This is a genomic window from Myxococcaceae bacterium JPH2 (genome assembly GCA_016458225.1).
GTDB lineage: Bacteria > Myxococcota > Myxococcia > Myxococcales > Myxococcaceae > Citreicoccus.
The window spans coordinates 573,462-596,116 of the sequence record JAEMGR010000001.1 but is presented as its reverse complement, the minus strand read 5'-3'; the positions used below and the strand labels follow the sequence as shown (position 1 = coordinate 596,116).

Annotated in this window: 23 protein-coding genes; 12 read left to right on the top strand and 11 right to left on the bottom strand. The window is 69.3% G+C overall.

What is annotated here, in order from left to right; all coding sequences use genetic code 11:
* The first annotated feature begins 29 nt into the window (after nucleotides 1–29).
* The gene (locus JGU66_02530) at nucleotides 30–1,661 is read left to right on the top strand and encodes a HAMP domain-containing protein (protein MBJ6759622.1); all 1,632 of its coding nucleotides are present in this window, start codon (nucleotides 30–32) and stop codon (nucleotides 1,659–1,661) included.
* 90 nt (nucleotides 1,662–1,751) lie between these two features.
* Here JGU66_02530 and clpA read toward each other — a convergent pair whose 3' ends face one another.
* From clpA to JGU66_02510, 4 genes are all read right to left on the bottom strand, one after another.
* Nucleotides 1,752–4,028 carry an ATP-dependent Clp protease ATP-binding subunit ClpA gene (gene clpA, locus JGU66_02525; GenBank protein ID MBJ6759621.1) on the bottom strand — a complete coding sequence of 759 codons (2,277 nt, stop codon included), beginning with the start codon at nucleotides 4,026–4,028 and terminating at the stop codon, nucleotides 1,752–1,754.
* Nucleotides 4,029–4,031: 3 nt separating this feature from the next.
* A complete protein-coding gene (locus tag JGU66_02520; GenBank protein ID MBJ6759620.1) occupies nucleotides 4,032–4,355 on the bottom strand; it encodes an ATP-dependent Clp protease adaptor ClpS in 324 nt (107 codons plus the stop codon).
* A gap of 42 nt (nucleotides 4,356–4,397) precedes the next feature.
* Entirely contained in the window at nucleotides 4,398–5,558 is a 1,161-nt protein-coding gene (locus tag JGU66_02515) for an N-acetyltransferase (GenBank protein MBJ6759619.1), read from the bottom strand.
* Nucleotides 5,559–5,634: 76 nt separating this feature from the next.
* A complete protein-coding gene (locus JGU66_02510) occupies nucleotides 5,635–6,075 on the bottom strand; it encodes a hypothetical protein (protein ID MBJ6759618.1) in 441 nt (146 codons plus the stop codon).
* A 153-nt stretch (nucleotides 6,076–6,228) separates the two neighbouring features.
* Here JGU66_02510 and JGU66_02505 point away from each other — a divergent pair, with 153 nt between their 5' ends.
* Nucleotides 6,229–6,789, top strand: coding sequence for a NifU family protein (locus JGU66_02505; protein ID MBJ6759617.1), 561 nt, complete (start codon nucleotides 6,229–6,231; stop codon nucleotides 6,787–6,789).
* Nucleotides 6,786–7,691 carry an SAM-dependent methyltransferase gene (locus JGU66_02500; GenBank protein MBJ6759616.1) on the top strand — a complete coding sequence of 302 codons (906 nt, stop codon included), beginning with the start codon at nucleotides 6,786–6,788 and terminating at the stop codon, nucleotides 7,689–7,691. The genes JGU66_02505 and JGU66_02500 overlap by 4 nt, the downstream gene beginning before the upstream one ends.
* Here JGU66_02500 and JGU66_02495 read toward each other — a convergent pair.
* Nucleotides 7,669–8,556 carry an oxidoreductase gene (locus JGU66_02495; GenBank protein ID MBJ6759615.1) on the bottom strand — a complete coding sequence of 296 codons (888 nt, stop codon included), beginning with the start codon at nucleotides 8,554–8,556 and terminating at the stop codon, nucleotides 7,669–7,671. The two genes, JGU66_02500 and JGU66_02495, sit on opposite strands and share 23 nt — an antisense overlap.
* A gap of 260 nt (nucleotides 8,557–8,816) precedes the next feature.
* Here JGU66_02495 and JGU66_02490 point away from each other — a divergent pair, with 260 nt between their 5' ends.
* The 3 genes from JGU66_02490 to JGU66_02480 all read left to right on the top strand — a co-directional run bounded on the left by JGU66_02490 (nucleotide 8,817) and on the right by JGU66_02480 (nucleotide 11,682).
* Nucleotides 8,817–9,572: a 1-acyl-sn-glycerol-3-phosphate acyltransferase gene (locus JGU66_02490; GenBank protein MBJ6759614.1), complete on the top strand. Its 756-nt coding sequence runs from the start codon at nucleotides 8,817–8,819 to the stop codon at nucleotides 9,570–9,572.
* A 72-nt stretch (nucleotides 9,573–9,644) separates the two neighbouring features.
* Nucleotides 9,645–10,532, top strand: coding sequence for a DMT family transporter (locus tag JGU66_02485; protein MBJ6759613.1), 888 nt, complete (start codon nucleotides 9,645–9,647; stop codon nucleotides 10,530–10,532).
* 13 nt (nucleotides 10,533–10,545) lie between these two features.
* Nucleotides 10,546–11,682 carry an RNA methyltransferase gene (locus tag JGU66_02480; protein ID MBJ6759612.1) on the top strand — a complete coding sequence of 379 codons (1,137 nt, stop codon included), beginning with the start codon at nucleotides 10,546–10,548 and terminating at the stop codon, nucleotides 11,680–11,682.
* A 1-nt stretch (nucleotide 11,683) separates the two neighbouring features.
* Here JGU66_02480 and JGU66_02475 read toward each other — a convergent pair whose 3' ends face one another.
* The 3 genes from JGU66_02475 to JGU66_02465 form a co-directional block, all read right to left on the bottom strand.
* Nucleotides 11,684–13,279 carry a histidine kinase gene (locus tag JGU66_02475; GenBank protein ID MBJ6759611.1) on the bottom strand — a complete coding sequence of 532 codons (1,596 nt, stop codon included), beginning with the start codon at nucleotides 13,277–13,279 and terminating at the stop codon, nucleotides 11,684–11,686.
* Nucleotides 13,280–13,497: 218 nt separating this feature from the next.
* Complete coding sequence (locus tag JGU66_02470; protein ID MBJ6759610.1) at nucleotides 13,498–14,595, bottom strand: TIGR02266 family protein; 1,098 nt, start codon at nucleotides 14,593–14,595, stop codon at nucleotides 13,498–13,500.
* 13 nt (nucleotides 14,596–14,608) lie between these two features.
* A complete protein-coding gene (locus JGU66_02465) occupies nucleotides 14,609–14,983 on the bottom strand; it encodes a response regulator (GenBank protein ID MBJ6759609.1) in 375 nt (124 codons plus the stop codon).
* 508 nt (nucleotides 14,984–15,491) lie between these two features.
* Here JGU66_02465 and JGU66_02460 point away from each other — a divergent pair.
* The 4 genes from JGU66_02460 to JGU66_02445 all read left to right on the top strand — a co-directional run bounded on the left by JGU66_02460 (nucleotide 15,492) and on the right by JGU66_02445 (nucleotide 18,570).
* The gene (locus tag JGU66_02460) at nucleotides 15,492–16,286 is read left to right on the top strand and encodes an SDR family oxidoreductase (protein ID MBJ6759608.1); all 795 of its coding nucleotides are present in this window, start codon (nucleotides 15,492–15,494) and stop codon (nucleotides 16,284–16,286) included.
* 42 nt (nucleotides 16,287–16,328) lie between these two features.
* Nucleotides 16,329–17,387, top strand: a complete 1,059-nt coding sequence (locus JGU66_02455; GenBank protein ID MBJ6759607.1) for an SDR family oxidoreductase — start codon at nucleotides 16,329–16,331, stop codon at nucleotides 17,385–17,387.
* Between the two features lie 153 nt (nucleotides 17,388–17,540).
* On the top strand, nucleotides 17,541–18,095 hold the full coding sequence (locus JGU66_02450) for a hypothetical protein (GenBank protein MBJ6759606.1): 555 nt from the start codon (nucleotides 17,541–17,543) through the stop codon (nucleotides 18,093–18,095).
* 13 nt (nucleotides 18,096–18,108) lie between these two features.
* Complete coding sequence (locus tag JGU66_02445; protein MBJ6759605.1) at nucleotides 18,109–18,570, top strand: SMI1/KNR4 family protein; 462 nt, start codon at nucleotides 18,109–18,111, stop codon at nucleotides 18,568–18,570.
* 52 nt (nucleotides 18,571–18,622) lie between these two features.
* On the opposite strand, the gene JGU66_02440 is transcribed toward JGU66_02445, so the two are convergent.
* Nucleotides 18,623–20,203, bottom strand: a complete 1,581-nt coding sequence (locus JGU66_02440) for a hypothetical protein (GenBank protein MBJ6759604.1) — start codon at nucleotides 20,201–20,203, stop codon at nucleotides 18,623–18,625.
* A 196-nt stretch (nucleotides 20,204–20,399) separates the two neighbouring features.
* Here JGU66_02440 and JGU66_02435 point away from each other — a divergent pair, with 196 nt between their 5' ends.
* Nucleotides 20,400–21,104, top strand: coding sequence for a dienelactone hydrolase family protein (locus JGU66_02435; protein ID MBJ6759603.1), 705 nt, complete (start codon nucleotides 20,400–20,402; stop codon nucleotides 21,102–21,104).
* A 145-nt stretch (nucleotides 21,105–21,249) separates the two neighbouring features.
* On the opposite strand, the gene JGU66_02430 is transcribed toward JGU66_02435, so the two are convergent.
* Complete coding sequence (locus JGU66_02430; protein ID MBJ6759602.1) at nucleotides 21,250–21,444, bottom strand: hypothetical protein; 195 nt, start codon at nucleotides 21,442–21,444, stop codon at nucleotides 21,250–21,252.
* Nucleotides 21,445–21,617: 173 nt separating this feature from the next.
* Nucleotides 21,618–22,028: a helix-turn-helix transcriptional regulator gene (locus JGU66_02425; GenBank protein ID MBJ6759601.1), complete on the bottom strand. Its 411-nt coding sequence runs from the start codon at nucleotides 22,026–22,028 to the stop codon at nucleotides 21,618–21,620.
* Between the two features lie 111 nt (nucleotides 22,029–22,139).
* Here JGU66_02425 and JGU66_02420 point away from each other — a divergent pair, with 111 nt between their 5' ends.
* Nucleotides 22,140–22,556 (top strand): Dabb family protein, encoded by a 417-nt coding sequence (locus JGU66_02420; protein ID MBJ6759600.1) that lies wholly within the window; start codon nucleotides 22,140–22,142, stop codon nucleotides 22,554–22,556.
* Nucleotides 22,557–22,655 lie beyond the last annotated feature (99 nt).

Genomic DNA, 22,655 nt, shown 5'->3' with positions numbered 1-22,655 from the left:
CCCGATGACGCTCGTCTCTCGGTGCCCCTGTGAATCGTTCGAATCCGCTCGTCACGCCCTTCCGTCAGTCGCTGGGGCTGGCGCCCAAGCTGGTGCTCGTCACGGCCGCGGTCAGCGCGACGGTGGCGGTGCTGCTGACGTTCATCGCCACGCGCCAGCTGGGAGATGACCTGGCGGAGCGCCACGCGAGCGAGGGCCAGACGGTGGCGCTGAGCCTCGCCATCGCGGCCGAGCAGGGCGTGTCCGCGGGCATGGGCTCGCTTCAGCCGCTGCTGGAGGCGTTCCGCTCGCGCGAGGACCTGTCCTACATCTTCATCGAGGACCCCACGGGCTACGTGACGGTGCACTCGCTGGGCGGCGACAGCTTCCCGGAGGCGCTGCGGCTCGCCACGGGCGCGAAGGTGGCCGGCGGCGTGGAGAAGGGCGGCACCCGCGTGCTGGCCTCGGTGGAGGTGGACGTGGCGGGGCGCCGCTTGCGCGCGCTGGACGTGGCCGCGCCCGTGGCGCAGGGCCGGCTGGGGACGGTGCACGTGGGCATGGCCCGCGAGTACGTGGACGCGCAGGTGGTGTCGCTGCGCCAGCGCATGTTGCTGTTTGCGCTGCTGCTGGTGGTGGCGGGCGTGGTGGCCTCCGCGCTGCTCGGCCGCAGCATCGTGCGCCCCCTGAGCGAGCTGACCTCGGTGGCGGGCCACATCGTCGCGTCCGGAGACCTCACGCGCCCCATCCAGGTCCAGAGCGGGGACGAGGTGGGGCGGCTCGCCACGTCGTTCTCGCAGATGGTGCACAAGCTGCGCGAGGTGACGCTGAACCTCCAGACGGCGGCCTCGGCGCTCACCCAGTCCACCGAGCACCTCAACACGTCCTCCACCGAGCAGGCGCAGACCATCTCCCGGCAGGCCGCCGCGCTCCAGGAGACGCAGGTGACGGCGCAGGAAATCAAACAGACGTCCATGCTGGCCGCGCAGAAGGCCGAGGGCGTGCTGAGCGTGGCCGAGCGCGCGGACAACCTGGCGCGCGCGGGCGAGGCGTCCATCGAGCAGACGATGGTCGGCCTCAACGACATCCGCGCGCAGGTGAACGCCATCGCGGAGAAGATTCTCAGCCTGGGCGAGCGCACGCAGCAGATTGGCGGCATCACCCAGACGGTGAAGGACCTGGCGGACCAGTCCAACATGCTGGCCCTCAACGCGGCCATCGAGGCGGTGCGCTCGGGCGAGCACGGCAAGGGCTTTGGCGTGGTGGCGCGAGAGATTCGCGCGCTCGCGGACCAGTCCATCCAGGCCACCACGCAGGTGCGCGAGCTGCTGGATGACATCGCCAACTCCGTCACCGCCGCCGTGCGCGACACCGAGCGCGGCGCCGAGCGCATGGAGGCGAGCCTCACGCAGGTGCGCAACAGCGGGCAGAACCTGCGCGAGCTGTCCTCCATCGTCCAGGACAACGCCGCGGCCGTGCGACAGATTGCCGCCGCGGTGAATCAGCAGAACGTGGGCATCAACCAAATCACCCTGGCAGTGAACGACTTGTCCAAGATGATGGACGAGACGGTGGCCCGCATCGGCTCCACGGGCGAGGCCGCCACCACGCTGCAAATCATCTCCGAGCAGCTCACCAGCGCGGTGAAGAGCTACCGCGTCGAGTCCGAGTCGAAGCCGGCGTAGCGCGGGGATGAAGCGGCTCGCTCGAAAGACGAAGGCCCCGCGCTCCACGGAGGGAGCACGGGGCCTTGTCGCATCCAGGGATGCGGAGGACTACGCGGTGGCCAGCGGCTGGAGCTTCAGCGCGTCGTCCACGACGTCGAAGCGGGCCACGCCGCCGTTCTTCAGCGGTCCGAAGAGGAGCGCCTCGGCGAGCGGCTTCTTCAGCGAGTTGTCCACCAGCCGCGCCATGGGGCGCGCGCCGAAGGCCGGGTCGTAGCCGCGCTCGGCCAGCCACGCGCGGGCCGCCGGCGTCAGCTCCATCTTCACCTTCTTCTCGTCCAGCACCTTCTGGAGCAGGGCCACTTCCTTGTCGACGACCTTGAGGATGACCTCGGGCGGCAGACCGGAGAAGAGAATCCAGCCGTCCAGCCGGTTGCGGAACTCGGGCGTGAAGGTGTTCTCGATGGCCTTCTTCGCGCGGTTGGCATCCGCGACCTGCTTCTGGTCCCCGAAGCCCAGGGACTTGGTGCTCATCTCCCGCGCGCCCGCGTTGGTGGTGAGGATGAGGACGATGTTGCGGAAGTCGGCCTTGCGGCCGTTGTTGTCCGTCAGCGTCGCGTGGTCCATCACCTGGAGCAGGATGTTGAAGAGGTCCGGGTGGGCCTTCTCGATTTCATCCAGCACCACCACGGCGTAGGGGTGCTTGCGCACGGCGTCCGTGAGGAGGCCGCCCTGGTCGAAGCCCACGTAGCCCGGAGGCGCGCCGATGAGCCGGCTCACCGTGTGCTTCTCCGAGTACTCGCTCATGTCGTAGCGCAGGAACTCCACGCCCAACGTCTGCGCGAGCTGCTTGGCCAGCTCCGTCTTGCCCACGCCCGTGGGGCCCGAGAAGAGGAAGCTGCCGATGGGCTTCTCCGGCGCGCGCAGGCCCGAGCGCGCCAGCTTGATGGCGCTCACCAGGTCATGGATGGCCGCGTCCTGTCCGAAGATGACGGACTGCAGCTCCTTCTCCAGGTTCTGCAGCTGCACGCCCTCGCTGGCGGACACGCTCTTGGCGGGGACGCGCGCCATCTTGGAGACGACGTGCTCGATGTCCGCGGCGGTGACCTTGCCGGTGCGCACGCCCTCGGGCTTGAGCCGCTCGGCGGCGCCCGTCTCGTCCATCACGTCGATGGCCTTGTCCGGCAGGAAGCGGTCGTTGATGTGCTTGGCCGACAGCTCCGCCGCCGCCCGGATGGCCTCCGGCGCGTACGTCACGTGGTGGTGCTCCTCGTACCGGCTCTTGAGCCCCTCCAGGATGAGGACGGTGTCCTCGATGGAAGGCTCGCCCACCTCCACCTTCTGGAAGCGGCGCGACAGGGCGCGGTCCCGCTCGAAGGCGGACTTGTATTCCTGGTACGTGGTGGAGCCGATGCACCGCAGCCGGCCGCTCGCCAGCGCGGGCTTGAGCAGGTTGGAGGCATCCATGGAGCCGCCGCTGGTGGCGCCCGCCCCGACGATGGTGTGGATCTCGTCGATGAAGAGGATGGCGTCCGGCTGCTCCTGGAGCTGCTTGAGCACGCCCTTGAGGCGCTCCTCGAACTGGCCGCGGAACTTGGTGCCCGCCAGCAGCGCGCCCATGTCCAGCGAGTAGACCACCGCGTTCTTCAGCGCCTCGGGCACCTTGCCCTCGACGATGTGCAGCGCGAGTCCCTCGGCGATGGCCGTCTTGCCCACGCCCGCCTCGCCCACGTAGAGCGGGTTGTTCTTGCGGCGGCGGCAGAGCACCTGGATGGTGCGCTCCAGCTCCTTCTCACGGCCGATGAGCGGATCGATGCGGCCCGCCTTCGCCTCGTCGTTGAGCTGGACGGTGTACGCCTCGAGCGGGCTCTTGCGCGGCGCCTCGCCCTCGTCTTCTTCACCCGCGTGGGCGGGACGGCTCTCGGTCTCCTCGGCGGACTCGCCGTCCTTGGAGATGCCGTGGGAGATGAAGTTGAGCAGGTCCAGGCGGCTGACGCCCTCCTGCTGGAGCAGGTAGAGGGCCTGGCTCTCCTCTTCGCGGAACAACGCCACCAGCACGTCGCCGCCGTCGATGACCTTCTGCTCGGCGGAGTAGGCGTGCACCGCGGCGCGCTGGAGCACGCGCTCCACGCCGATGGTCTGTTGGGGTTCGGCTTCCACGCCCTCGGGCAGCCGCTCGACGGTCTCCTCGAGGAACTCGACGAGCCGGTCCTGGAGCCGCTTCACGTTGGCGCCGCAGCCCTTGAGCACCTCTCGTGTGCGAGCGTCCTTGGTGAGCGCCAGCAACAGGTGCTCGAGGGTCAGGTACTCGTGGCGCATCTTCCGCGCCTCATCCAGGGCGGTACGGAAGCTGGCCTGCAATTCTTTGGCGATGGACGGTCCTGCCACGGTTCAACCTTCCTCGGGTTCCATGGACAGCCGCAGGGGGAACCCGTTCTCCCGCGCCGCGGCCTCCACTGTCTTGACCTTCGTCTCGGCGACATCGAATGTATAAACGCCCGCGACTCCGATGCCGTTGTAATGAATGTGCAGCATGATCTGCACGGCATCCGACTCCGACTTGTGGAAGACCTCCTTCAGGACGGCCACCACGAACTCGCGCGTCGTGTAGTTGTCGTTGTGCAGGAGCACCTTGTAGAGCGTGGGCTTCTTGAGCTTCTGCTTCGGAACGGTCTCCGTGACGACGTGCGTGTCGCTCTCGTGCTTCTGCGCCATGGGTGTGCGGACTCCCTTACCGGAATGCGAGCGCGAGCCTGCTCAGGCCCGCTCCTTGAAACCTGTCTCGGCCCACCACTGGGGCAGGCCTCCCTGGACGGCTGCTCGCTCGTGGGCCAGCAGGCCGCGCACCGCCCGGTCCAGGCCGGGGTGGAGGAGCAGGTGTGCACTGTATGTGAGCTGGGGCTCGAAGCCGCGCGTCAGCTTGTGCTCACCGCCGGCCCCGGGTTCGAAGCGCTCCAGTCCCCGGGCGATGGCGTCCTCCACCGGATGGTACAGACAGACGTTGAAGTGCAGGAACGGGTGCTCCTCGAAGCAGCCCCAGTAGCGTCCGAAGAGCGCGCGCGGGCCAATGAGGTTGAACGCGCCGGCCACCCGGTTTCCATCCCGCCGCGCCTCCACGAACTCACAGCGGTGCCGAAAGTCCCGCAGCAGCCGGGCGAAGAAGTCCGGGGTGAGGTAGCGCACGCCCCACGGATAGCGGTCCACCGTGGACACATACAGCCGCCAGACGGTGTCCACGTCCAGGGTGTCCAGCGCGTCCCCGCGCAGGGTGCTCAGCGTGATGCCTTGCGCGGCCGGGGCGCGCACCTCGCGCCGCACCTGGTTGCGCCGCTTGGAGTGGAAGCGGGCGAGGAAGTCGTCGAACGAACGATAGTCCCGGTTGCGCCACTGGTACTGCACGCCCAGGCGCAGGGCATAGCCCTGGGCCTCCAGCGTGGGGGCCTCCTCGGGCGTGTGGAAGAGGACATGCACGCCGCTGAAGCGCTCGGCGCGGGCGTACTCCAGCGCGGCGCCGTACAGCTCGGCCTCGCGGCTGGCGCGGTCCTCGCCCGGGGCCACGAGCACGCGGCGCCCGGTGGCGGGCGTGAAGGGCACGGCCAGGACCAGCTTGGGGTAGTAGTCGAGGCCCGCGCGCTCGGCGGCGGTGGCCCAGGGGCCGTCGAAGACGAACTCACCCTGGCTGTCGTCCTTGAGATAGGCGGGCGCGGCGGCCACCAGCCGCGAGCCTCGCCACAAGGTGAGGTGGCGCGGGTGCCAGCCGCGCTCGGGCACCGCGCAGCCGCTCTCCTCCAGCGCGGCGAGGAAGGCCCACTCCAAGAATGGCGCCGCCGCGTCGTCCACGAGCGCATCCCAGGCCGCCCGAGGAACCTCGGTGATGGCCTTGAGGATGCGCAGGGTGGTGGGCAGCGGGGTCGACATCGGCGGGCAGGGAGATGGGTCTGGGAGGGGCCAGCCTATAACGACGGCCGGGTGCTCCCGCCATGTCCGGCCCGCCCTACTTCCCGCGCGTCAACTCCTTGGCGAGGAATCGTCCCGCCTCCGCGAGTCCGTCGTCGGCGCGCTGGCGCCCCGCGTCGGTCTCCATGACCCGGCGCGCGGCCTCGCTGGCGGTGCCCGCTTCCAGGTCCGCCACCACGAGGAAGGCGCTCCAGGCGGGAGACAGGGTCGCGACGCGGCCGGGGCGCATCGGCCGGTCGCCCAGCGTGGCGGCGACCTTCTCCAGGAGGCCGTCGTCGTTGAGGCGCTTCGCGGTGCCGCGCATGGCGGACCAGGCGGAGTCCAGCAGCGCGGGCAGCAGGCGCCCGGCGAGCGCGGAGGACAGCCGCTGCGCCGCCTCCTCGTCGTCGATGTTGTGCGCGGTGGCGAAGGTGGGGGCGAGCTTCGCCACCACCACGGCGCGGGTGGCGAGGTGGGCGAGACGCGGAGGGTAGGGCATCCCGCCGATGTAGCAGTGGCGCGGCGCGTCCACCAGCGCACGGGCGGACAGGGCGACACCGGGAGGAAGGAGCAGGAGTCCGTTTGCCTGCCGGCCACTCGGGTTGCTATGGGGCCGCGAGCGTCTTAGAGGAATGGAACCAGGAGACTTTTCATGTCGGTGAACATCCAGCTCGAGTGGACCCCCAATCCCAGCACGCTCAAGTACGTCGTCGACCGGCGCCTGCTGGGCTCTGGCGCGGTGAACATCACCAGCAAGGACGACGCACAGGCCAAGTCGCCGCTGGCGCGCAAGCTGATGGACATCCGCGGCGTCACGGCGGTGATGGTCGGAACGAACTTCGTCACCGTCACCAAGGGCGACGAGGGTGAGTGGGACGAGTTGAACGACTCGGTGATGGCGACGCTGGACTCCCACCTGGAGTCCAATGAGCCGGTGGTGGACGAGGCGGCGGTGGCGGCGTCGCGGCAGCAGTCGACCGGGGATGGCTCGGTGGTGTCGCGCATCCAGGACATCCTCGACAGCGAGATCCGCCCCGCGGTGGCGCAGGACGGTGGCGACATCACCCTGGACCGCTTCGAGGACGGCGTCGTCTACCTGCACATGAAGGGCTCGTGCGCGGGCTGCCCGTCGTCCACGGCGACGCTGAAGATGGGCATCGAGTCCCGCCTGCGGGAGATCATTCCCGAGGTCAATGAAGTGGTGTCCGTCTGAGACGCAACGTCAAAGCCCCCCAGGTCCGGCGGGAGCTGTTGCCGGACCAGTCCCCCGCGCTCTTGCGCGAGCTGCACCTGCTCACGCGCGAGGGCAACCTCAACGCGGATGCGCTGCGCAAGCTCAAGCAGGTCAACCACCTGATGGGCTTGCTGCGTCCGGCGATGGAGGAGGTGCAGGCGCGCCACCCGAGCCCGCTGGTGGTGGACGCCGGCAGCGGCAACGCCTACCTCGGCTTCGTGCTGTACGAGCTGTTCCTCAAGGGCGCGGCGGACGGCGCGCTGCTGTCCATCGAGGGGCGGCCCGAGCTGACGGAGCGCGCGAAGGAGCGCGCGGCGCGGCTGGGCTTCGAGCGCATGCGCTTCCAGACGGCGCACCTGGACGCGGCCGATTATCCGGAGCGCATCCACGTGATGCTGGCGCTGCACGCGTGCGACACGGCGACGGATGACGCGCTGGTGGCGGCCATCCGTCACGGCGCGGACCACGTCGCGGTGGTGCCATGCTGCCAGGCCGAGGTGGCCGCGCAGCTCAAGTCACAGCGCCCGCAGGGGCCGGGCACCATGTCCCTGCTGTACCAGCACCCGTGGCACCGTCGCGAGTTCGGCTCGCACATCACCAACGTCATCCGCGCGTTGACGCTGGAGGCGTTCGGCTACCAGGTGACGGTGACGGAGCTGACGGGCTGGGAGCACTCGCTGAAGAACGAGCTCATCCTCGGCCGGCGCGTGCACCGGGAGAACCGCCGGGCCCGCGTGCAGTTGGAGGCGCTCCTGGCCGAGGTGGGCGTGCAGCCCAAGCTGACGCGCCTGCTGGGCGTGACGCCCACGGCGCGTCCCGGTGCCGAGGTGACGTCGGAGCCTGAGCCCGAGGACGCGCCTACCCGTACGTCTCCCGCTTGATTCGCTTGTCCGGGATGCCGAGCGCGTGGAGGTGGCCCAGCACCGCCTCGATGAAGCGCGGCGTCGCGGGCGTGCGCGTCTCCAGCGCCTTGCGGCGGTCCCACGGGGTGATGGCGGGGCCGCACGCGTAGACGAGGCACGTCTCGAAGTCCGGCAGCAGCTCCTCGAGGAGCGCCTGTCCCACGCGTCCCTTGCGCACGGCGGGGCCGAAGTGTGACGCGTCCGTCTCGCGCGTGAGCGTGTGCACCACGCGCAGGCGCTCCGGGTGGGCGCGCTCCAGGGCGGCCAGCTCCTCGCGATAGAGGATGTCGCCCCACGTCTTGTTGGAGAACAGGAACGTGTGACGCAGCGGCAGCCCGCGATGCAGCGCGTCCTTGAGGATGGAGAAGTTGGGCACGGCGCCCGAGCCCGCCACCAGATGGACGAGATGATCCGTCCGCTCGGTCACGTCGTCCGGCAGGACATAGGGTCCCAGGAACCCCGTCACCTTCATGCGCGTGCCCACGAGGTGGCCGTGCACGAGGTAGGGCGACAAGAGGGGCGGGTACTGGGTGAGGCCCGGGATGAACTCCTCGTCCTTCACCGTGATGGCCAGGCGAGACTCGTGGGGCGCCGACGCGAGCGAGTACGAGCGGATGGGCTCGCGTCTGCCCTTGTGCTCCTGGAGGTAGGCGCACAGCCGAGCGAGGGCCGGGAACTGGTGCGGGTCGATGTTGAGGAACTGTCCGGCCTTGTAATCCCGGGGCGCACCTTCGAGGTCGAGGAAGAGCGTCACGGTGTCGTGCGTGTCACGACGCACCTCGGTGACGGTGGCCTCGTATTCCACGGGCTTCTTCGCGCGGGCGGGGGCGGCTTCGACACTCATGGCCCCCCCATAACCCAACCCGGGGTGCCGTGCCGACGCCGTTGCGTTCGAGCTTGCGGCCGGTGGACAGGCGGGGCTCCGGCGCGGGCTGACAGTGGCGTGACAGCGGTATGAGACATGATTCGCGTTCGCCCCCCAGGATGGCTCGAAGCGTTGGCTGCATGACGGCATGGCCTGCGAGCGGCGAAGGGTTCCGCGTCACTCACTGACCTGGACCCTGGGGCGGGACTACATCTGGAGAGGAAGGAGTTTCCAGGCGCGTGCTACGAGCTCTCTTTTTCGTGCTGTCCCTGCTGCCGGAGGGCCTCCGCCGCCGCATCGTGCGCGGGCTCATGCACTGCGTCTGGTCCACGATGGCGCGCGAGGAAGTGGTCGGCCGGGAGAACCTGCCCGACGAGCCCTGTCTCTTCATCTGCAACCACCTGTCCAACGCGGATGGCTTCACGCTGTTTCGCGCGTTGCGTCCGCGTCACATCGTCTTCCTCGCGGGCGTGAAGTTGCAGGGCACGGTGATGACGCGGCTGGCCACCGAGTCGATGGACACCATCTGCATCAAGCCCAACTCGCCGGACATCGAGGCGCTGCGGCGCTCGGTGGACACGCTGAAGAAGGGTGAGTCCGTCCTCATCTTCCCGGAGGGAGGCCGCAGCCGCACGGGCGCGCTCTGCGAGGCGAAGAAGGGCGTGGCGCTCATCGCCAAGCGCGCGGGAGTGCCCGTGGTGCCGGTGGCGCTGGAGGGCACCGAGAAGCTGATGCCCATCAACGACACGGACATGGGCGGCGAGCACGTGCACCGAGCGCACGTCACGGTGCACGTGGGGCAGCCCTTCCGCGTGGAGGACCTGGAGCCGGAGACGCTCGGCGCCGCGGACCCTCGGCAGGCGCTGGTGGACGCGATGATGCGCCGCGTGGCGGAGCTGCTGCCGCCCGCCTACCGAGGCGTCTATGCCACCGTGTCCGAGCCCGCCGAGGCGCCCTTGGTCCGGGAGGCTCCCCTGGCCCCGCTGCCGGGGTGAGCGGCCCGCACGGCCAGCGCGAGGCGTGCTTCCCTGGAGCAACCCGGACGGCGTGCGGTTAGCGTAGCGGGAATGACCGCCGTGCCCGCCGCCCGTTCGCCTCGAACCCTGTCCCCCATCCCCGCGGTGTTGCTCGCGGTCATCAGCGTGCAGGGAGGCGCGGCGGTCGCCAAGGAGTTGTTCCCCGCGCTGGGTGCGGCGGGCACCTCGGGCCTGCGCATCTCGTTGGCCGCGCTGGTGCTGCTGGCCGTCTTCCGGCCCTCGTTCCGAACGCTCACGCGCGCGCAGTGGCTGGCCGTCATTCCGTATGGCGTGCTGCTGGGCGGGATGAACCTCTCGTTCTACCTGGCGCTGCAACGCATCCCGTTGGGGCTGTGCGTCACGGTGGAGTTCCTGGGGCCGTTGGCCGTGGCGGTGTTCGGCTCGCGGCGCGCGTCGGACTTCCTGTGGGTCTTGCTCGCGGCGGTGGGCATTGGATTGCTGGTGCCGTGGAAGCAGGGGGAGGGCGCGTTGGACCTCATGGGCGTGCTGCTCGCGCTCGTCGCCGCCGCGTGCTGGGGGGCGTACATCGTGACGGGAGGCCGCGTGTCGCGCCTGTTCTCCGGAGGGCAGGGCGTGGCCATCGGCATGACGTTCGCGGCGCTGACGGTGCTGCCAGTGGCCTTGGCGGGGGGCGTGGTGTCTCGGCTGACGCCGGGGCTGTTCGCGGCGGGCCTGGGGGTGGCGGTGCTGTCGAGCGCGCTGCCGTACTCGCTGGAGATGACGGCGCTGCGGGTGCTGCCCAGCCGGACCTTTGGCATCTTGATGAGCTTGGAGCCGGCGGTCGCGGCCCTCGCGGGCCTGCTCTTCCTGCGGGAGCGGTTGTCCGTCGTGCAGTGGCTCGCGGTGCTGTGCGTGAGCGCGGCGTCCGCGGGCTCCGCCCTCACCGCTCCCCGGGCTCCGGCCCCGGTCGAGGCCTGACGTGGACACTCCCATGAGAGGTCGAGACACGCGCGGCGCCGAGCGCGTCTATGTGTCAGCGCTGCCGGGCCTGGAGCCCGCGTTGGAGGGCGAGGCTCGGGAGCTGGGCTTCGCTCCGCGCGCGGTGGAGGGCGGCGTGGAGTTGGAGGGCGCGCCGGGGCTGCATCAAGAGGCCAACCTGCGACTGCGCACGGCGAGCCGCGTGTTGCTTCGCCTGGGCACCTTTCGCGCGTCCGACGAAGCGGCGCTGGAGAATGGGCTGGCCGCGCTGCCGCTGTCGCGGGTGTGGGCCGCGGGGGGCGCGCCGCCTCGGATGTCCGTGACGCTGCATCGTACCGGCGTGCCTGGGGCGGGCACGGTGCTGTCCGCCGCCGCGCGCGCCTGGCGGCTGCGCACGGTGGAGCAAGCGGGTCCGCTGGACGATGAGTCGAGCCCGGGCCTCACGATGCTCGTGCGCGTGGACGGCGAGTCGTTCACCGTGAGCGTGGACACCAGTGGCGAGTCGCTCTATCGCCGAGGCTACCGTCAGGAGGTGAGCCGGGCGCCCCTGCGCGAGACGCTCGCGGCCGGCATCCTGCGACTGGCGGGCTACACGGGCGCGGAGCCCCTGGTGGATCCAATGTGCGGCTCGGGCACGTTCCTGGTGGAGGGCGCGTGGATGTCCATGCGCCGCGCGCCAGGGCTCGGCCGGACGTTCGCGTTCGAGTCCTTCCCGAGCTTCGATGCGCGCGCGTGGACGGAGCGTCGCGCGAAGGCCGAGGCCGAGGCACTGGAGGCGCCGCGTGCGCCGCTGCTGGGCTTTGACCTCAACGCGGGAGCGCTGGGGACGGCGAGGCGCAACGCGCGGCGCGCGGGCGTGACGCTGACGCTGGAGCGGCACGACCTGCGAACCTTGGCCACGCCGGCGACAGGGCCGGGCTTCGTGGTGGCGAACCCGCCGTATGGCAAGCGCGTGGGCGAGGCCGACGACCTGCCGGGCCTCTATCGCGCGCTGGGCGCGACGCTGCGTCGGTCGTTCCGGGGATGGCGTGTGGCGCTCATCGTCCCGGAGGACGCGAAGCTGGTGGGGCAGCTCGGGCTGGACGGCGCGAAGAGCCTGCCGGTGCGCAACGGTGGACTGCGCTGCCGGCTGCTGCTCGCCACGCCCTGAGTCAGGCGCGCGGCTCCAGGGGGAGGACCAGCTCGAAGCGGGCGCCTCCCTCGGGCTTCGAGCCCGCGCGCACCTGCCCTCCGTGCGCGAGCACCACGCGTCGGACGATGGCCAGGCCCAGGCCTCGGCCATTGGCGCGGGTGAGGAAGAAGGGCTCGAAGACGCGCTGCGGATCCACGCCTGGAATGCCCGCGCCCGTGTCCTCCACGCTCAACGAGACGCCCTCGGGCACGCGCGTCACCTGCACGCGCACCGCGCCGGGTTCCGGTGCGGCTTGCAGCGCATTGCGCAGCAAGTGGGTGACCGCGAGCTGGAGCAGCGTCTCGTCCGCCTGAAGCAGCGGCAGGTCCTCGTCCTCGCTCACCTCGACGGGAGGACTCGCGGCGCTCGGGCGCTCGCGAAGCAATCCGAGCGCGCGGCGCACCAGCTCGCCCAGGTGCAGCGGACGCGGGCGTGGCTCCAGCGGGCGCACCACGTCCAGGAGGTCCCGGACGATGTCCTCCAGCCGGATGGCCTCTTCCTCCAGCATCTCCACGGCGGAGACGCCGGCCGTGCCCAGTCGCGACTCGCGCTTGAGCACCGCCACCGCGTTGAGGATGGCGCCCAGTGGGTTGCGCACCTCATGCGCCACCACGCCCGCGGCTTCGCCCAGCACCGTGAGCCGCTCGCGTGCGACCAGCTCTTCCTGGAGGCGGGACAGCTCGCCGAGCCGCGCCTCCGTGTCGCGGTGGTGGCGCACGTTCTCCAACGCGCCTCCCACGAGCTGCGCGAAGAGTTCCAGCGTGCCCGCGCCCGCGGGCGTGAGCGTCAGGCCCTGCGCGGAGAAGATGCCGTAGGGCTCGCCGCCCACGAAGATGGGGGCGTCCAGCCCGCGCGTTCCCGGGGGATAGGTCCGCACGATGAGCGAGGCCACCTCGGGCGCGTGCAGTCGGCGCACGACCTCGAACAGGTCCGGATGGAACAGGGCCCGTCGCTGGGCGAGCACTGCTTCCAGGTGCGGCATGCTGGCGCGGGAGAAGCGCACCTCGGACATGGCCTTGCCGTACAGCCGCTCGGCGGCGGCCACCGTGTCCGCGTCCTGGCGCATGGGGCCGTGCCGGAGCGAGTCACCGTCCAGCAGCATGAAGGACACATGGAAGCCCTGCCGGTGCACCGCCTCCGCCGCCAGCTCGAGCACCGCGTGTTCGTCCCGGCAGCGCAGCATCTCCGAGGCCGCCATCGCGAGCGCCTCGCTCAGCCGCAGCACCGCGTCTTCGCCCTCCGCGTCGAGCAACATCAGCACGTGCTCGTCTGGCGTGATTCCCGGCAGTCGGCGCAGGCCTCGGACGTGTTCGGGCTCGTGGGTCGCGCGCACCCTGAGCCAGAGGGGTGGCTCCGGGTACAGCGGCGCACGGGAGGGGTTCACCGGACCCTGCCCCGGGGCGAGCAGCCGGGTCAGCAGCTCCGCGGGCGCGCTCGGCGGGCTCGCTCCGGGCCCGAGCAGCGAGGTGAGCGCGGGGTTGGCGTACACCACCCGCTCCTCTCGCACGACGGCGGTGGGCAGGGGGAGGCCTTCGAGCAGCCGGTACTCGGCGGGCGGGACGGACACGGGAGCCATCCTGGGAGGCGCCATCGTCCGGCGCAAGGTGTCCGGACACGCGATGCAATCACGAGAAGCCGACGCCGTAGGAAGGGGCGAGGGGATTGACCAAGGGGCCGACGATGAAGTTCTCGAATGTGATGGACCGCGAAGATGTCGAGCTGAAGGCCGTCGTGGCGGTGATGGCGACCTTCGTGATGGCCGCGGGTGTGTTCCTGGGGCAGTTCCTGTAGCCGTCAGGGCTTCTTCACTCGCCGCTTCAAGTACTGCTGGATGAAGTCCCGCTCCTCGGGGCGGAGGCTGCTCAGGCGCAACCCGTAGCCGCGCGGGTTCTTGCCGTCATCCAGCGAGTTCTCCCAGATGACCGAGCTGCGCATCGTCATCACCCGCGCCGGATCATCGAACCGCAGGGTCAGCTCCACCTGAGTTCCCAGCCGCAGCGGCTTGTCCGTGGCGATGAAGAGTCCGCCAGAGGACAGGTTGATGATGCGGTGGTCGGTGAAGATGCCTGCGTTCTGGAGTGACACCTTCACGTCCGCGTGGATGCGGTCGTCGGTGCGGCGCTCCAGACCCACGAACTCCGCGCTCGTATACGCCGGAGCCGCAGGAGCGGGAGCCGCGCGACGCACGGGCGCCGGAGGTGGCGGCGGCGGCGCGGGAGGCGGCGGAGCCACGGGAGCGCGGGCCACCGGGGTCATCACCGGCGGGGGCCGAGGTGGCGGCGCGGGCGGTGGTGGCGCGGGCGGCGGGCGGACGACGTTCGCCGGGGGAGGCGGAGCGACAGGCGCGGCACGCGGCGCGGGAGCCGGGGGCGGCGGCACGGTCGCGCTGACGTCCAGCCGAGGCGGCGGCGCCCGAGGCACGGGGTTGTTGTTCAACGTGTAGAGGGCTTCGGCGTCGCGCATGCGCCGCGCGAGGAAGTCGAAGATCTCCGCCGACACCTTCTTCAGCTCCGGATGCGTCTCCGGCGACAGGTGCTCCGGCGAGAAGCGCTTCGCCATGCGGAAGAAGGCCAGGCGCACCTCGTCGAGGCTCGCGGTGGGCTTCATGCCGAACACGTCGAGCGGTCCGAGGTTGAGCAGTCCGCGAAGCTGCGTGCGCAGGCGCTCGGCCTGCTGGACCTCCATGGAGGCGGTGGGCTGCGCGGCGGCGAAGAGGTCGCGCACCTCGGCCAGCTCTTGGATGGGCAGCCAGGTCGTCCCGTCTCGGGACGCGCGCACCGCGGCCTTGAGTCGGCCGGAGGAGATGAGATCTCGAAAGGCCTGGAGGGTCAGCGGGCCCAGAACGCGGCCGAGCGAGTCTCCCACCCAGTAATTCACAACGGAGGACGACACGGGCACCTCTGGGTCAGTGGGCGAGCGCCTGGCGTACGGCGGAAGCAATCTCCAGGGGATGGAAGGGCTTGCCCACGAAACCCACGGCGCCCGCGGAGATGGCCTGCTCCACCACCGGCTCCGCGTCCATGCTGCTGATGACGAGCACGCGCGTTCCTGGCGACACGTGCTTGATGGCTCCCAGCACTTCGAGCCCGCTCTTCTTCGGCATGAAGAGGTCCAGGAACATCACCGCGGGCTGCTCGCGCTCGGCCACGGCCAGACCTTCTTCGCCATCCGCTGCTTCGAGCACCCGAAGGTCGATGCCCGTATCGGTGATGACGTCCTTGAGGATGCGACGAACGAAGCTGTCGTCATCCACCAGCAGCAGGGTGGGAGTGTCAGACATAAGGACGCGCATGATACGCGCGCGCCCGGTGTTTGGGCCAAAGCGCTGAGCCCTCGGGCCTCAGAACTCGCACGCAGCCGGGCTCGCTTGCGCGCAGAGTGAATCCGAGCGCGGTGGCACAACCGTGCCCTTGAAAACATTCAGTCCACCAACATCCACGACAGGGCTGGGGTCCGCTGGACGCGCGAGCGCGCGGTTGTGCTCGCGCGGCACAAGCGTTGTGCCCCAGGTCGCGTGGCTCGCGAGTCGTGCGTGGCGCATATCGGGCTACCACCGAATGCCGCGGTGCTTGCGAGTGCCTCGGCGCACGGTGGGGCTCGTGACGCGCGTTGCGCACGAGCCCTTCAAGCTTCTTGGGGCGGACAGCCCACGGCTGACGTCCTTGTCTTCGACCGGGCTCCCCAGTGGGCTCGGTGCCGTGGAGCGCGGCGTGGGTGCCGGGCTCCGCGTTCACGTCGCGCCCGGGGCCGAGCGTCCCGAGCGCCTTCCTTCGAGTGAGTGCCCTGTCATGAAGATCGACCTGTCGCAGAAGACCGCCATCGTCTCCGGCTCCACGGTGGGCATCGGCTTCGCCATCGCGAAGCGGCTCGCCGAGTGCGGCGCGGTCGTGGTGGTGAACGGTCGCAAGCAGGACTCCGTGGACAAGGCGGTGGCGGCGCTGAAGAAGGCCGTGCCCGGAGCCACGGTGCGCGGCGTGGCCGCCGACCTGAGCACGGCGGCGGGCAGCGCGGTGCTGCGCAAGGCCGAGCCCGCCGCCGACATCCTCATCAACAACATGGGCATCTTCGGGCCGCACGACTTCTTCGAGATTCCGGACGAGGAGTGGTCGCGCTTCTTCGAGGTGAACGTGCTGTCGGGCGTTCGCCTGTCGCGTGAGTACCTCCCGAGCATGGTGTCCAAGGGCTGGGGCCGCGTCGTGTTCATCTCGTCCGAGTCGGCGCTGAACATCCCGGTGGAGATGATCCACTACGGCGTCACCAAGACGGCGAACCTCGCGGTCTCGCGCGGCCTGGCCAAGCGCGTGGCGGGCACGGGCGTGACGGTGAACGCGGTGCTGCCCGGCCCCACGCTGTCCGAGGGCGTGGAGGCGATGCTGAAGGACTCCGCCGCGAAGGCGGGCCAGTCCATCGAAGAGGCCGGAACGGCCTTCGTGCGAGAGCACCGCTCCACCTCATTGCTCCAGCGCATGGCCACGCCGGAGGAGGTGGCCAACCTCGTGGCCTATGTCTGCTCGCCCCTGGCCTCCGCCACCACCGGCGCCGCGCTGCGCGTCGATGGCGGCGTCGTCGACACCCTCGCCTGAGCCGGACCTCTGCAGTTGTCGCGACACTTCGCAAGGACATCCATGAATACCCATCACAAGGTCGCGCTCGTCGTCGGTGCGCAAGGCGTCATTGGTCGGAACCTCGTTCAATATCTCTCCACGCTGCCGGACTGGGACGTCGTGGGCCTGTCGCGTCGAGGCGGCGACGCGCAGGGGCGGATCCGTCACGTCGCGGTGGATCTGCTCAGCGCTGAAGATTGTCGCCGGCAGCTCGCGGGCCTCACGCACGTCACGCATATCTTCTATGCGGCCTATCAAGACCGGCCCACCTGGGCGGAGCTGGTTCCGCCCAACCTGGCCATGCTCGTCAACGTCGTGGATGCCATTGAGCCGATTGCCCCTGGTCTGCGGCACATCAGCTTGATGCAGGGCTACAAGGTCTACGGCGCGCACCTCGGGCCGTTCAAGACCCCCGCCCGCGAGACGGACGCGCCGCACATGCCGCCTGAGTTCAACGTGGACCAGCAGGCGTTCCTGGAGTCGCGGCAGCAGGGCAAGGCGTGGACGTGGTCCGCCATCCGCCCCTCGGTGGTGGGAGGCTTCGCGCTGGGCAACCCGATGAACCTCGCCATGGTCATCGCGGTCTATGCGTCCATGTCGAAGGAGCTGGGGATTCCGCTGCGCTTCCCGGGCAAGCCGGGCGCGTATGACAAGCTTTTGGAGATGACAGACGCGGGGCTGCTCGCCAAGGCCACCGTGTGGGCGGCCACGAGCGAGCAGTGCGCCAATCAGGCGTTCAACATCAACAACGGCGACCTCTTCCGTTGGAATGAGCTGTGGCCTCGACTCGCGCGCTCGTTCGGCTTGGAGGTCGCGCCGCCGCTGCCCATGTCACTGGACGTCGTCATGGCGGACAAGGAGCCCGTGTGGACCGCGATGCAGCGGAAGCACGGACTCGTGCCCACGCCCTACCGAGACGTGTCGTCCTGGCGCTTCGGCGACTTTGTCTTCTCCTGGGACTACGACATGTTCGCGGATGGCTCGAAGGCGCGCCGCTTCGGGTTCCACGAGTACGTCGACACCGAGGCGATGTTCCTCGGGCTGTTCGAGGACCTCCGCCGCCGTCGCATCATCCCGTGAGCCCTGTCGCCTGAGGGCACGGTCGGCACGATGGGGGCGGTGTCCTGATTGTACTGGCTGTTCTGCGTTAGCTTGATCCGCGTGAAGAGCACGCTCATGCGCATCGTTTCGGCCGCTGCCGCGCTCACCCTTGCTGCATGTGCTGAGGGGGCGATGTCCACCGCCGGGGGCGTCAAGCGATGGGTCGGTCCCCAGGTGGCCGTCCCCGGTGGCGGACAGTTTCGCACCGTCATCTTCTTTGGCCCTTGGCAGTGCAGTCCGCAAATCATGGACTATTGCCGCGACAAGTGTGCCGGAGAGGGGCACGTGCTTCAGGGCTGCATCTGGCTCGCGGACGTGAAGATGGACTACGAGGGAACGGTTGTCCGCACCGGCAGCCGGTTCGCGCAGGCCAACTGTTGCTGTAACTACCCTGAGTTGACGAAGGCAGAGAACGAGGTTGCGCGTTCTCGGTGGAAAGCCATCCGCGAGGGATTCCGTGAACGCTGGGCCGAGAGATTCGGCGCGTGGCCACGTGAGGCAGATGGCTCTCCCTACCAGGGACACCACATCCGGGACCTCAAGCACGGAGGCAACCCAACGGACTGGGACAACCTGATTCCCTATCCGAAGGAGATTCACGAAACACTCCAAGGGCTCTACAACCAGTGCTACGCGAACGAGCCACCGTGGACGAGCGCGGGCGGTAGCTATCCCTACGGAGAGTAGCCACATGTCGACCATGAGCGACTTGCTGTCCGAGGTGTCGCGGAGCCATTTCCCGAATCCGCCGGCCACACCGGAGCATATTGCCGAGTTCGAGGCTCGCGTGGGCTGGCGCCTCGATCCGGACATGCGCGCGTTCTATCTGCACTGCGATGGCGCGAAGCTGTTCGACACCACCGACTCGGACTACCACTTCCTGCCGCTCGCCATGATTCGGCGTGCGCGGGTCGTCATGAGTCAGAGCGATAGTGACAAGGCGGGCCCCGTGTCGTGGTACGTCGCATGTGCGCTCCAGGACAGCAACTACATCATCGTGGACGTGGGGCAGCAGCAGTCCGGCCGGTATCCCATCATCGATGGTTACCGCGAGGGGTTCCCTGACCCGTACTACTGCGCCCAGATTGCGCCCTCGTTCTCGGACTTCCTCGAGCGCGCACTCCACTCCGAGGGGCGCTGGTTCTGGCTCCGCGATCAGTAAGCATCAGGGGCGCCGCCGGCGCATCATCCCGTGAGCCGCGGCGTCGGACAGCTCAGCAGCCAGGGCTTGCGGGCGACTTCGGCGAGATGGGGCAGGGCCTCTCGGCATGGAGGGGTTCGTCGCGGCGCTCCCACACTCCGGCGCCGGGGACCTGCTCCAGTGGTCGCTCCGTGAAGTGCTCCGCGAGCCAGTGTTGGCTCGCGGGATTGAGCTGCCGTTGTCCGCGCGCGCCCAGGATGGCGATGTCACACCGCGACAGCAACGCACGCATGCCGAGCTGAGAATCCTCGGCCTGGAAGGCGTCCTGGATGGTGGCGTAGCGCGACCCGGAGCCGATGGCCTCACTGAGCATCAACGCGTACGGGTCCACGGCTTGGGGCGCGTCCTGAACGCGAGGCGGCAGTCGGTTGGCCACGAGCCCCCACGAGGGCTCAAAGGCACACACCGTGGTGTCCTCGGCGGCCTGCGCATAGACGTGACGCGCGAGCTGAAGCTCCATCGTGGGGCCGGATGCCGGGCTTCGCGCCAGCTCACGCGCTGGTTGGAGCGCAGCGAGCACCACGACGACCGCCACGCCACGACCGCCCATTCGTCCCAGGCGCTGGCCCCAGCCCACCATCGTCGCGCCCCCGAGCCCCGCGAGCAGTGCCAGCGTCGGGGTGAGGAAGGCGTTGTAGGTGGTGTAGTAGCTGTGCGCGAACAGGTAGCTGATGACCGTGAGCACGTAGGCCGTGGCCACGAATCGCTCCACGGCGCGCTCCTCGCCTCGTCGCCAGATGGCTCGCGTCAGAGCCACGACCAATCCCAGCATCACCAGCGCGACGACGAGCGCTCTCCGCTCGGGCAGCATGTCTTGCAATCGCGACCACCGGTCGAGGAAGCCATCCTCGGGGCGGTGGAGCTGGAACTGGAGCGCTTGCTGCAAGAACGCGCCGGGCGCGCGCGCGGCCAAGGGACCTACCACCGCCACGGCGGTGAGGGCTCCCGCGAGGACGACCTGAAGCACACGGCGCCAGCCCATCGCCGAGGGCCGAGACAGCAGCGCGGCGACTCCCCAGATTCCACCCAGCGCCTTCACGCAGACGGCGAGGCCCGCGAGGACACCGGCGCGCCACGTGCGAGGGGTTCCGTCGCCGCGCCGCATGAGCCAGACCGACGCGAAGCCCAGGCAGCAGAGATTCAGGATGGGGTCGAGGAACGGGCCTCGTTCCAGGGTGATGGCCTCGGGCTGGACCGCGTAGGTGAGCGCCGTCACGACGGCGGCGACCGGTCCCCAGGCCTTGAGCGACAAGCGGCCCGCGAGGAACGTGTTGAGGGCACCGACTCCCGTGGCCATCCACCGCGCGAGCGCGAAGGCGGACGCGGGACCCACGTGCGTTGTCCACACCGACGCCAAGGACCAGAGCAGCAGCGCGCCGGGCGGGTGGACGAAGGTGAAGTCTCGGTAAGGGAGCTGTCCCTGCCAGAGGAGGGCGGAGGCGCTGAAGTAGACGCCCTCGTCATAGCTCGTGGGGTGACCCAGCGCGCCGTAGCGATGCAGGAAGGGCAGGGCACGCAGGCACCAGGCGCCCAGGGCGATGACGCCGAGCGCGAGCTGCCACGTCCTATCGTTGGTGTCTCGAGGTGTCGGCACGAGTGTTGTCTGTCCGACACATGCTACTTCGGATGCTGGCCGATTCCTCCAATCGCCTCTGCGCGTGTCTCCCTACATTTCGCGGGGTCCAGCCAAGGCATCTCCTGGACGTTGGAGCCAATCCATGTGCGTCGACCCAGACTCCGCGCCGCCCATCGCTCATGAGGCGGGCATCGCAGTTCACTCACGACAGAGGGTGCTCACCTCTCAAGATGGCACGGCGTTCGCGGCCTTCGAGGCGCGGTCCGAACAGCCCTCGGGCGTGGGCGTCATCGTGCTCCCTGATGTGCGAGGACTGACGGCCTTCTATTCCGAGCTGGGACTGCGGTTCGCCGAGCGAGGTCACACCGCAGCGGTCGTCGACTACTACGGGCGGACGGCGGGCGCGGTGTCACGGGCGCATGACTTCGCGCATGAGCCGCACATGGCGCGGTTGACGCCGCAGGGGCTGTACAGCGACCTGTCCGCGGCGATCGCGCACTTGCGCTCACCGGAGGGCGGAGCCTGTCGCGCGGTGCTGACGGTGGGCTTCTGTCTGGGCGGGCGCCTGGCGGTGCTCGCTGCCGCGCAGGGCCATGCGCTGGCGGGCGTGGTGGGCTTCTCCTGCTGGCCCGCGGCAGGAAGACAGGGCGCACCCGGTCCGACGCAGCGCGCGGCAGAGCTGAAGTCCCCCGTGCTCGCGCTGATGGCAGGAGATGACCCAGGCATTCCACGTTCGGATGTCGAGGCCTTCGAGGCGGCGCTGACCCAAGCCGGCGTGGACCACGAGGTGGTGACCTATGCCGGAGCCCCGCACAGCTTCTTTGACGTGAAGTACAGCGACCACGCCGAGGCCTCCGCCGATGCGTGGCGCCGCGTCCTGTCTTTCATCGAGCGTGTCACCCGCGACGTGCGCGCCTGACGCCGTTTGCCCTCGCTGAAATCCGTGTCTGGATTTCGGGGCTGAACGGCCGCCGAGGACAGCGGTCACGTTCGGTCATCAGGACGGTCCGAGCCTCGGTCCACGGTGAGGTCGAGGCTCGGACCCGCCCTTGGGAGCGAAGACGTCAGTAGCTGTAGAAGCAGACGCAGACGTTGACGTCGCACCTGCCGTAGGAGAACCCGTCCTCGATGCACTGGTTCACGCAGTTGACCTCACAGTAGGAGAGCGGCTCGGCCGGGCGAGTGAAGGCCTGGGTGCCACCAAACGAAACGACCGCGCCCAACGTCATCGCGAACAGCAGCTGTCCGAGCTTCTTCATGGCGTGACTCATCTTTCCCTGAGGGGTGGAACCGACGGCATGGACACACGGCACTGCGGACACAAAGGCTAGGCCGCGAAACACATGTCTTGCCATGGGGCGTGAATCACTCAGCGCCCGGGTGTCCTCATCGACTCCAGACGCGGCGCGAGAGGCCCACCGTCCAGTCAGGTCTACCGAGGGCGTGGATGAAGAGCGGCGGGTCGGGGGCTCGGAGACTCGGGCGTGCTTCGTGGTCTCGCGTCCTCCATGCGCTGGAGCTTCATCCCCACCTGGACGATGGTTTGAATGACTGGGATGAGTTCCCGGCCCAGCGCGGTCAACGCGTACTCGACCGAGGGCGGCGAACTCGCGATGACATGCCGGGTGAGTACGCCGTTCTTCTCGAGCGCACGCAGCTTCGCGCTGAGCACCTTCGCGGAGATGAGCGGAATGTCCGAGCGCAGCTCACTGAAGCGGCGCGGCTCTCCACTGAGGCGCCAGACGAGGTTCGCGGTCCAGGCGCCACCGAGGAGCTTCATGCATGCGGTGAGGGGGCAGAGCGGCGGAAGCGGCGGCGTCTTGTTCTTGCGGCGGCGGAGCATGGCGCGTCACCTGGAGTGGTAACCCGGAGGAAACCACATCGTGCTGGTTACCTGAGGTTACCTCCTGCCCTGACGCAGGCGCGCGGCTATCTTTCCGCGAGAGGTGATTCCATGTTCATCAACCTGCTGCGATTCCGTTTCAAGGATGGGGTGTCGGAGTCCGACAAGGCGCATGCCTTGGAGGCGATCTCTCGCACCGCGAAGTCAGAGGCGGTCTCCTTCTCGGTCGTTGGCCGAGACCTGGGAGATCCATCCGAGGGGTTCACGCATGCGTACTGCGTTGGCATCGCGGACCTGCTGGCCCTGAAGAGATACTTCGATGATCCCGTGCACCGCGCGGGCGACTTCCTGTTCCTGCCGCTCGTGGGAAGGCTCCGGCGCATCGCGATGACCGATGACGCGGACCCCGCGCTGGGCGAGAAGATTCAAGCCATGCACGCCGCGAAGATGGCAGGCGACCCCGAATGGCTGGCGCTGCTCGCCGCCATTCCGGAAGTCCAGAACGTGGGCTCGCTGTCCAATCGCTGAAGCGCGGGGAGCGGAGCCTCTCTTCGCCCCGAGGAGAGACCGCATCCCCGTCCGCGCCCGCAAGGCACCCGCCGGCCAACTCGACCGATGCGAGCCGGG